Annotated in this window: 10 protein-coding genes; 9 read left to right on the top strand and 1 reads right to left on the bottom strand. The window is 70.2% G+C overall.

Translation table 11 applies throughout. The annotated features are described in order from the left end of the window. The 6 genes from JWQ05_RS13965 to JWQ05_RS13940 all read left to right on the top strand — a co-directional run. Nucleotides 1-228 (top strand): polyhydroxyalkanoic acid system family protein (locus tag JWQ05_RS13965; protein ID WP_299659279.1); only part of this gene is annotated, 228 nt, incomplete at its 5' end. A gap of 96 nt (nt 229-324) precedes the next feature. Next, on the top strand, nt 325-540 hold the full coding sequence (locus tag JWQ05_RS13960; RefSeq protein ID WP_299659277.1) for a hypothetical protein: 216 nt from the start codon (nt 325-327) through the stop codon (nt 538-540). 79 nt (nt 541-619) lie between these two features. Further along, nucleotides 620-2428, top strand: coding sequence for an ATP-binding cassette domain-containing protein (locus JWQ05_RS13955; RefSeq protein ID WP_299659275.1), 1809 nt, complete (start codon nt 620-622; stop codon nt 2426-2428). A gap of 88 nt (nt 2429-2516) precedes the next feature. Beyond that, entirely contained in the window at nt 2517-4481 is a 1965-nt protein-coding gene (locus tag JWQ05_RS13950; protein ID WP_299659272.1) for a BON domain-containing protein, read from the top strand. Nucleotides 4482-4502: 21 nt separating this feature from the next. Further along, a complete protein-coding gene (locus tag JWQ05_RS13945; protein ID WP_299659269.1) occupies nt 4503-4784 on the top strand; it encodes a hypothetical protein in 282 nt (93 codons plus the stop codon). A 219-nt stretch (nt 4785-5003) separates the two neighbouring features. Further along, the gene (locus JWQ05_RS13940) at nt 5004-7559 is read left to right on the top strand and encodes an HWE histidine kinase domain-containing protein (RefSeq protein WP_299659266.1); all 2556 of its coding nucleotides are present in this window, start codon (nt 5004-5006) and stop codon (nt 7557-7559) included. Here the strand turns inward: JWQ05_RS13940 and JWQ05_RS13935 are convergent. Continuing rightward, a complete protein-coding gene (locus JWQ05_RS13935) occupies nt 7556-8167 on the bottom strand; it encodes a biliverdin-producing heme oxygenase (RefSeq protein WP_299659263.1) in 612 nt (203 codons plus the stop codon). The genes JWQ05_RS13940 and JWQ05_RS13935 overlap by 4 nt on opposite strands. A gap of 179 nt (nt 8168-8346) precedes the next feature. Between JWQ05_RS13935 and JWQ05_RS13930 the strand changes: the two genes are divergently transcribed. From JWQ05_RS13930 to JWQ05_RS13920, 3 genes are all read left to right on the top strand, one after another. Then, the gene (locus JWQ05_RS13930; RefSeq protein ID WP_299659260.1) at nt 8347-8790 is read left to right on the top strand and encodes a DMT family transporter; all 444 of its coding nucleotides are present in this window, start codon (nt 8347-8349) and stop codon (nt 8788-8790) included. A 102-nt stretch (nt 8791-8892) separates the two neighbouring features. After that, nucleotides 8893-9354, top strand: a complete 462-nt coding sequence (locus tag JWQ05_RS13925) for a tellurite resistance TerB family protein (protein WP_299659257.1) — start codon at nt 8893-8895, stop codon at nt 9352-9354. A gap of 155 nt (nt 9355-9509) precedes the next feature. After that, nucleotides 9510-9714, top strand: a 205-nt coding sequence (locus tag JWQ05_RS13920; RefSeq protein ID WP_056182967.1) for a GTP-binding protein, incomplete at its 3' end; no start/stop codon positions are given.

Below are 9714 nucleotides of genomic sequence, written 5' to 3'. Positions count from 1 at the left end.
GACGGGCTGTTCGCCAAGGCGGGCATCGCCGTGGAGAAGATGGCCTGGACCGACGACCGCCTCGATTTCGCGATGGCCGCCATGGGCCAGAAGGTGGATGGGCAGGTGGATGTCCGGCCCGAGACCGTGCGCGTCGAGGTCCGGCTGCCCCTCCTGCTGGCGCTGTTCGCCCAGCAGATCCAGAAGAAAGTCGGCAAGGAAGGCAATCTCCTCCTGACCAAGAAGTAGCGTGCCGGCCTCGTCGCAATGCCGCTTCGCGCGGAACCGCACGAACCGGCGGGCTGTTCCACCGGTCCATCCCGTCAGGCATTGAGAGGCGCACGCATGTCGAACCCCGGATCCATCCCGGAAGCCCCCGTGCCGGACACTCCCTACGAAGTGCCGCAGACGCCGTTGCCGGGTCCCGACACGCCGGGCACCGACGTGCCGGGCCAGACGCCGCCGGAGGCGCCGGACCTGACGCCGACCGAAATCCCGGTCAACGACCCGGATATCGCCCCCGATCCGATGCCGACGGGCCCCGCCAACCCGACGATGTGACGCGGCGCGATCGCGGGTTCGCTCGGACCCGGCGATTGCGGGTTTGTCCGGGGGCGCGGTCGCTGCCATAAGCCGGCCCATGGCCGCTCCCCCGCTCCTCACCCTTCAAGACGTCGCGCTCACCTTCGGCGGCACGCCGCTCATCAGCCAGGCCGAACTCGCGATCTCACCCGGCGAGCGCACCTGCCTCGTCGGGCGCAACGGGTCCGGCAAGTCGACATTGATGAAGATCGCCGCCGGCCTCGTCGAACCCGACAAGGGGACGCGCTTCATCCAGCCCGGCACCACGATCCGCTACCTATCGCAGGAGCCGGATTTCTCCGGCTTCGAGACCACCCTGGATTTCGTCGAATCCGGCCTGAACCACGACGACGACACCTACCGCGCCCGCTACCTGCTCGAGAGCCTGGGGCTGACCGGCGCCGAGGACCCCAAAAGCCTGTCCGGCGGCGAGGGCCGGCGGGTGGCACTGGCCCAGGCGCTGGCGCCCGAGCCCGACATCCTGCTGCTCGACGAGCCCACCAACCACCTCGACCTGCCCGCCATCGAGTGGCTGGAATCCGAACTCAGGAGCGTACGCGGCGCCCTGGTGCTGATCAGCCACGACCGGCGCTTCCTCTCGGCCCTGTCGAAGACCACGATCTGGCTCGATCGCGGCGTCACCCGGCGGATCGAGCAGGGCTTCTCCACCTTCGAGGCCTGGCGCGACGCCTTCTTCGAGGAGGAGGAGCGCGACCGGCACAAGCTGGAACGCAAGATCGCCGACGAGGAGCACTGGCTGCGCTACGGCGTCACCGCGAGGCGCAAGCGCAACGTGCGCCGTCTCGGCAACCTCCACGCCCTGCGAAAAGAGCGCCGCGACGACCGCCGTCCCGTGGGGACCGCCACCATGACCTCCACGGAGGCCGAGAGCTCCGGCGCCCTGGTGATCGAGGCCAAGCACGCGGCCAAGTCCTACGGCGCGCGAAAGATCGTCGACGACCTGTCGCTCCGGGTGATGCGCGGCGACCGCCTCGGCATCGTCGGCGCCAACGGGGCCGGAAAGACCACGCTGATCAACCTGCTCACGGGGCAGGCGGCACCGGATTCGGGCACGATCGCGCTCGGCACCAACCTCAAGATGATGCTCCTCGACCAGGCCCGCGCGGTGCTGGAACCGTCGATGACCGTCACCGAGGTGCTCACCGGGGGCAGCGGCGATTCGGTGATCGTCGGCGGCGTCAGCCGCCACGTCATCGGCTACCTCAAGGACTTCCTGTTCGCGCCCGAGCAGGCCCGCACCCCGGTGAGCGTCCTCTCTGGCGGCGAGCGCAACCGCCTGCTCATCGCCCGGGCGCTGGCGCAGCCCGCCAACCTGCTCGTCCTCGACGAGCCCACCAACGACCTCGACCTCGAGACCCTCGACCTGCTCCAGGAGATGCTGGCGGATTATTCCGGCACCCTGATCCTGGTGAGCCACGACCGCGACTTCCTCGACCGCGTGGTCGGCAGCGTGCTGGTCAGCGAGGGGGAGGGGGCCTGGGTCGAGTATGCCGGCGGCTACACCGACATGATCGCCCAGCGCGGCGAGGGCGTGCAGGCGCGCGCCGCCGCCCGCGGCGCCAAGGCCGAGGCGAAGGAGCGCGGGAAGCCGGTTGAGACCGCCGCGCCGGCGGGCAAGGGCAAGCTCGGCTTCAAGGATCAGCACGAGCTGAAGACCCTGCCGGAGCGGATGAAGAAGCTTGAGTCCGACATCGTCAAGCTGCGCGCGGTGCTCGCCGATTCCGGTCTCTACGCCCGCGACCCGGCCCGCTTCTCCAAGGCCTCCGGTCTCTTGAGCGCCGCCGAGGCGGAACTGGCGAAGGCCGAGGACCGCTGGCTCGAACTGGAGATGCTGCGGGACGCCTGAGCCGGATCGGCCTTCAAGATGCCGTGAAGCGGGTATGTGGTCGGGCCGACGCGCGCCGCGCATCCATCGCCCGCCACCGGGGTTCGACGTGTCCGCCGCCTCCACCTTCCGCGACCGCTGCCGCCGCATCGGCTGGGCCGCCGGCCTTCCCGGTCTCGCGCTGATCCTGGGCCTCTCCGCCGCCTGGGTCACGCCCCGGATCGAGTCCCGCCTCTCCGGTGAGGCCTCGGCGATCGCGGCCGCCACCGCTCTGCCCGGCGCCGAGCCCTGGCTGCGCGCCGACGCGCAAGGCCGCGACCTCGTCATCACCGGCGAGGCCCCGGACGCCGCCACCCGCGACGCCGCCCACGAGCGCCTGGCGCGCCTCGACGGGGTGCGCCGCCTCGTCGGCCCCGTCGGGGTGGTGGAACTCGCCTCGCCCTTCATCTGGGTGGCGACGCGTGGCCCGGACGGCGTCGACCTCACCGGGTTCCGCCCGGCGGAGATCGGCGCAAGCGCGCTGGGCGAGCGGCTCGCCCCCGCCCTGGAGCCCGGCACGGCGCTCCAGGACCGGACCCGGGCCGCCCTCGGGAGCCCGCCGGACTTTCCCCTCGCGGCGACCTATGCGCTCGCCCGCCTGCGCGCCCTGGCACCGGCGAGCCGGGTGATGCTGGAGGACACGCGGCTTTCGATCATCGGCGAGGCCGCCTCGGTCTCCGACGAGGAGGCTTTGCGGGCGGCCCTCGTCGCGCTGCCGACCGGCTACAGCCTCGGCCGGGTCGAGATTCTCCCCGCCTGGGTGTCGGACTTCCGCTTCGTCGTCACCCGCCAGCCCGGCGGTGGGGTCGAACTCTCCGGCTACGTGGTCTCGGAGGCCGCTCGCGTCGCGATCCGGGACCAGGCCGCGCAGATCGCCGAGGCGGGGCAGGTGGCGGATCGGATGCGCAGCGCGCGCGGGCTTTCCGCGCAGATTGATGCAGCCGCGATGCCGCAATTCACCCTCCAAATCGCGGGCCTGTTGCAGGAGGGCAGCGTCACCGTGGCCGACGCCACCGTGTCGGCGAGCGGCATCGCCCTCGATGCCCAGGCCATCCCCGAGATCGAGGCCCTGCTGCGCGATCGCCTGCCGGCCGGCCTGAAACGCGGCGCCGTCGCCCTGACCACACGGCCGCTCTCCCCCTACCGGATCGCCCTCCGGCGCGACGCCGACAGCGTCACCCTCACGGGCCACCTGCCCGATGCGGGCACCCGGGAAATGCTGCTCGCCGCCTTGCGCCCCCGCCTGTTTCGCGAGCGGCTGGTCGACCGGACCCGCCTGGGGCAGGGCGCACCGGCCGATCTTACCCGCGCGCTGCTGGCCAGCGCCGGATCGCTGGCGCTGATGGCGAAAGGCGGAATCCGCATCGCCGATCGCTCGGTCACGCTCACCGGCGAAAGCCTCTATCCGCAGAGTGCCCGGCGCATCCGCGAGGAGGTGACCGCCGCCATGCCTGAGGGCTGGAGCGCGGATGTCACGGTGACCTCACCCGGCGAGACACCGACCCGGACACCCGAGGCCTGCGGCGCAGCGTTGGACTCCGTCCTGAAGAGCCCGGCGCCGGCCTTCTCCCCCGGCAGCGCGACCCTGAAGCCAGCTTTCTACCCGCGCCTCGACGCGATCGCGGCGCTGGCCAGGACCTGTCCCGCCCTGCGCCTCATGGTGACGGGACATTCCGATCCGGCGGGAGCCGCTCCGACGCCGAAGCCGACCGTCGAGACGGCGGTGGAGAGCACCGCCTCGCTGGAGGCCGACAAGCCGCGCAGCGCCAAGGCGCCGCCGGACAAGCCACGGACCGACAAGGCTCCGTCGACCGCGCCAGCTGCGAAGCCCAAGTCCGTGAAGTCCGAGACGGCCAAACCCGAGGCGAAGCCGGCGGCACCGGCCGATCCCGAACCCGACCTCGTGCAGCAGCGGGCCCTCGCCGTCGTCGAGTACCTGCTTCAGGCCGGCCTGCGCCCGGACCAAGTCGCCGCGGCACCGGCCGGCACGATCCGGCCTGCGTCCCTGGGCGTCGGCTTCGCCCTTCGTTCCTGATCGCCATCCGAGGCCGAACCCGTGACCCTGCTCGCAATCCTGCTCTGGCCGGCTCTCGCCGCGAGCCTCCTCCTCGGCGCCGGCGTCGGCTGGCTCACCGGCCTGCCCCGGAACGGACCGGCGCGGTCGGGGGCGCTGCTTCTGGCCTTCGCGACCTGCGTCGCCGGTGGCCTCGCCATCTCGGGCCTCGTTCCAGGCCGGGCCGGATTGTGGGTGGAGGGCGGAGCGCTGATCCTCGGCGCCTACCTCGTCGGTGCCGTGATCCTCGCCGGCCTTTCCCGCCGGACCGGCGCCGTTTCGTGACGCGAAGCGCCGCTCTCCGCGTCATACCGGGCGGCCAGCGTTGCATCTGCGCCACAGTCCTGGGTGGAATTCGGTTCGCCTGATATATCAAGGGAGACTTTCCCGGCGTTCCGTCGTTGTCCCCGAGGCTCTTCTTCGAGCGAGGACCGATCCGAACAGGTCATGCGTTCGAACGGGCCATGTTCGAACGGGCCATGAAAGCGGCGATCGACTGACGCGATGACGGATCACAAAGACCGAGCCGAGGCCGTGGACCTGACATCCTGCGACCGCGAACCGATCCATATCCTCGGCGCGGTGCAGCCCTTCGGCTTCCTCATCGCCGTATCCTCCGACTGGATCGTGGTCCGCGCCTCGGAGAACGCGGCGCGTTGGCTCGGACATGCGGACAGCGACCTTCTCGGCCTGCCGCTCTCCGACCTGATGGACATCGAGACGATCCACCTGATCCGGGGGCACCTCCAGTCCCTGCGCGGGCCGGACGCCATCGACCGGATCTTCGGCACCGCCCTGCAGCCCGGCGGCGCGCCCTTCGACATCGCCCTGCACCTCTCGGGCGGCAGCATCGTGATCGAGGCCGAGCCCAGCGTCTTCGAGCACCTGAACGCCGGCAACCTCGTGCGCAGCATGGTCGGGCGCCTTCAGCAGACCGTCGGCTTCGATCCGTTCTGCCGCGAGGCCGTGCGTCAGATGCGGGCGCTCACCGGCTTCGACCGGGTGATGGTCTACCGCTTCGATCCGGACGGGTCGGGCGTGGTCATCGCCGAATCCGCCCGATCGAGCCTGGAGCCCTATCTCGGCCTGCATTACCCGGCCTCCGACATCCCGAAGCAGGCGCGTGCGCTCTACGAGCGCAACTGGCTGCGCATCATCGCCGATGTCGACGCCGCGCCCGTGGCCGTGCTGCCCCAGCGCGATCCAGAGGGGCGGCCGCTCGACCTGTCGATGAGCACCCTGCGCACGGTCTCGCCGATCCATATCGAGTACCTTCGCAACATGGGGGTCGCGGCCTCCCTGTCGGTATCGATCCTGCGCGGCGGGAAGCTCTGGGGCCTGTTCGCCTGCCACCATGCCGAGCCGCGCCACATCTCGCTGGAGCGCCGCACCGGCGCCGAGCTCTTCGGGCAGATGTTCTCCTTGATCCTGGAGAGCCGGGAGCGCGAGGCGGAGACCGCCTACGAGGCGAGTTCGCGCGCCCTCCACGACCGGCTGATGGGCGCCCTGGCCTCGGGCGGGACCAGCCTGGAGAACATCACCGGCTTCCTCGACGACATCACCGGCATCGTCACCTGTGACGGCATCGGCGTCTGGGTGAACGGCGAGATCACGCTGCGGGGGGCGACCCCCACGGCCGAGGAATTCACGGGCTTGGTCCGGTTCCTGAACCGGACGGCCACGAGCCGGGCCTTCGCCACCCACGAGATCGGCGCCGTCCATCCGCCGGCCGCCGATTACACCGAGCGCGCCGCCGGTCTCCTCGCGGTGCCGATCTCTCGGGCGCCGCGCGACTTTCTGGTGTTCTTCCGCCGCGAACTCGCCCGGACCGTGACCTGGGCGGGGAATCCGGAAAAACCGGCGACGCTCGGACCGAACGGCCTGCGCTTGACGCCGCGCAAGAGCTTCGAGGCCTGGACCGAGGTGGTCCGTGGCCAGTCGACGCCGTGGGGTGCCGTCGATCTGCGCATCGCCGAGGCCCTGCGCATTACCCTCCTGGAAGTCATCCTCCGGCTCACCGATTCGGCGGAAAAAGAGCGAAAGACCGCCCAGGAGCGTCAGGAACTACTCATCGCGGAACTCAATCACCGCGTCCGCAACATCCTCAACCTCATCCGGGGCATCGTCGCCCAGAGCCGGTCGGGCACCGACAGCGTCGAGGATTTCGCGGGCGTGATCGGCGAGCGGATCCAGGCTCTTGCCCGTGCGCACGACCAGATCACCACGACCAACTGGGGACCGGGATCGCTGCGCGACCTCATCGCCCTGGAGGCGGAGGCCTATCTCGGCGAAACGGCCGACAGGGTCCGCCTGCAGGGCGTCGACGTCCTCCTCGAACCGCAGGCTTTCTCGACCCTCGCCCTCGTCATCCACGAGCTGATGACGAATTCGGCCAAGTACGGCGCGCTCTCGCAGGCGGCGGGCCAGGTCGACGTGGTCTGGGAGCGCGACGGTTCGGATTGCCTCGTCATCCACTGGAGCGAGAGCGGCGGGCCTCCGGTGAAGCCCCCGACCCGACGCGGCTTCGGGACCACGCTGATCGAGCGCTCGATCCCCTACGAACTAAAGGGCGAGGCGGAGATCACCTACGAACTCATCGGCGTTCGGGGCCGCTTCGCTGTGCCGTCGCGCTACGTCCGCCCGGCGCCCATCGTGCCGGTGGCGGCGCCGCGCGAGCGCGAGCGTGCCCTGGAACGCGACGCGGCCGCCCTTTCGGGCGCGGTGCTGGTGGTCGAGGACAACATGATCATCGCCCTCGAAGCCGAGGAGATCCTGGCATCCCTCGGGGCGAAGGCGGTGGACATGGCGGGCTCGGTCCACGACGCTCTGCGTCAGATCGAGGCCGCCAAGCCGAGTTTCGCCCTCCTCGACGTCAATCTGGGGTCCGAGACGAGCCTGCCGGTGGCCGTGCGCCTGTCCGCCCTAGGCGTGCCCTTCGTCTTCGCCACGGGCTACGGCGAGAGCTTCCGCATCCCGCCCGAACTCGGGGCGGTCGCGATGATCAAGAAGCCGTACACGGCCGACACCCTGCGCCGCGCCCTCTCCGCGGGTGGAGCCTAGCGGTTAGCCTGTGTCCTCTCGAACAGCGCGAAGGCACACAGCGCGCCGCTGATTGCAGGTTCGTGCTCCGAGACCGGGCGGGTGCAAAGCCAAGCCGAGAAGCTCGGCCAGAAGCGCAGGCCCTCTCCGTGGCGCAGGAACCGTGCATTCTCGCGCACGACGGGGTCCGGGCTGGCCAGGACCTGCCTCAGCAGCACCTGCCCGCCGAGGCGGGACCCTTCGAGCACGTAGAGCACGCCGGGCGCCGCATCGGCCGGGAGCGTCGGCGGCGGAACCGCGCTCGACCCTTCCGAGGCGACGATGCCCAACCCCTGCAGATCGACGCGAAGGGCCTCGGCACGTCGACGCTGGGGCCAGTCCATGGGCAGAAACCCGGGATCGGTCTCGTCGAGCCAGGCTTCCAGCGGCGCGAACGCCGCCTGCATCGCCATCAGGAACGCCAGGTAATCCGCCCGGCGCGTCAGGTCATAGGCCGCGAACCCCGCATCGAGGCGGCGATGGGCAACGTCCGTCGCATCCCGCAGGATGAAGCGGAGATCGGCGGCCTTCGGTGCCGGACTGGTTTTCGCGCAGACATCCGGTGCCGGCGCACCTGCGGAAGGCGCCATCGTCCTGTCCATGCCTCGACCCGTCACATCCCCACGGGCCACGGCCCGGTCCAAGCTGCGTTCATAGACGATCCAGACAGCCGGCACAGGACTTAACCGAGGGCTCCGACGTCGCGCATCGCGCCGGCGGCGTCCGTCTCGCAGCTCAGGCCTGATACACCGCCAGAACAGGATCTTCCATGTGGTTCCTCTACGGTTTCGCCCTCCTGGCCGGCATCGCGAATGCGCTGCAATCGGGCACGAACGCGACGCTGTCCAAAAGCCTCGCCCAGCCCTTCGCCGCGGCCATCGTCGTCTCCCTGGTCGGCGCCATGACCCTGCTGGTGGTGGGCCTCGTCCTCGGTCGTTTTGCCCTGCCGACCATCGGCGACATCCGGTCGGTGCCGCCCTGGGCCTGGATGGGCGGCGTCATGGGTGCCTTCCTCATCCTGTCCCAACTCTTCGTCGCGCAGCAGATCGGCGCGGCCCCCTATTTCGGCTTCCTGATCACCGCCGGTGTCCTGACCTCGATCCTGCTCGACCATTTCGGCTGGATCGGATTCGCGCAGCACCCCGCGAGCCCGTGGCGCATCCTGGGCGGCCTGCTCATGGTGGGAGGCATCGCCCTCGTGGCGATGTTCTGAAACGCACGGACCCCGCACGCTTGTCTTTGCGGCCGGGAACGGCAAAGCCTCACCGCGCGTCGATGCTTCGCTCCCGCCGATAAGCCCGCTTCCAAGGCCGCCATGAACATCTTCCAGGACATCGTCAGCCGTTTCAGCCAGACCGTGACCGCGTATGCGGGCGACAAAGCGCTGATGCAGGCCATGGTCTCGGCCGCCGCCAACGTGATCGTCGCCGATGGAGAGGTCGCCAGCGAGGAATTCGACACCGCGCTGGCGGGCATGCAGGCCAATCCCATTCTCGAAAAGGGCTACGACCGGCTGATGCTGGAGAGCGAGCTCTACGAGGGCATCGCCCGGGCGCGCACCCGCGCGGGCCGGGCCGAGAACCTGCGCCTCGTCGCCGCCATCGAGGGACGCGGCGCGGAGGAGCGCGAGGCCACTTTCCTGATCGCGGCGGACGTCGCCGACCTCGACGGGATCGCCGATGTGGAAGCGCGTGCCCTCGACGAGATCGCGGCGGCGCTCGCCCTGGACAAGGCGGCCCTGCTCGCCGCGTCCCCGGTCCGGCGCCCCATCCAGTAGCCGTTCAGGCGCGCTCGGGGCGCCGACGTCCCGCAAAGCCCTTGATCAAAGGACGGCAAGCCTCTAAGCGGGCCACCGTCTTTCGCCCGGCTCGACGTCTCGTCGAGCGACAGCCCGGGCGACCGCTCGTGTGAGCTTGCCGCAGGAAAGAGACGATGGCCAAAGAGAAATTCGCGCGTACGAAGCCGCACTGCAACATTGGCACGATTGGTCACGTTGATCACGGCAAGACGTCGTTGACGGCGGCGATCACGAAGGTCCTGGCGGAGTCGGGCGGGGCGACGTTCACGGCCTACGACCAGATCGACAAGGCGCCTGAGGAGAAGGCGCGCGGCATCACGATCTCGACGGCGCACGTCG

Origin of the sequence: Methylobacterium sp., from assembly GCF_028290105.1 — a bacterium.
Taxonomy (GTDB): Bacteria; Pseudomonadota; Alphaproteobacteria; order Rhizobiales; family Beijerinckiaceae; genus Methylobacterium.
Note: the sequence above shows the minus strand (reverse complement) of the source record. Positions and strands in the feature narration are given on the sequence as shown.

Excerpts from the sequence above, each read along its gene's own strand:
- JWQ05_RS13960 (WP_299659277.1), top strand. The coding sequence starts at position 325 with ATGTCGAACCCCGGATCCATCCCGGAAGCCCCCGTGCCGGACACTCCC.
- JWQ05_RS13955 (WP_299659275.1), top strand. The coding sequence starts at position 620 with ATGGCCGCTCCCCCGCTCCTCACCCTTCAAGACGTCGCGCTCACCTTC.
- JWQ05_RS13940 (WP_299659266.1), top strand. The coding sequence starts at position 5,004 with ATGACGGATCACAAAGACCGAGCCGAGGCCGTGGACCTGACATCCTGC.
- JWQ05_RS13935 (WP_299659263.1), bottom strand. The coding sequence starts at position 8,167 with ATGGCGCCTTCCGCAGGTGCGCCGGCACCGGATGTCTGCGCGAAAACC.
- JWQ05_RS13930 (WP_299659260.1), top strand. The coding sequence starts at position 8,347 with ATGTGGTTCCTCTACGGTTTCGCCCTCCTGGCCGGCATCGCGAATGCG.
- JWQ05_RS13925 (WP_299659257.1), top strand. The coding sequence starts at position 8,893 with ATGAACATCTTCCAGGACATCGTCAGCCGTTTCAGCCAGACCGTGACC.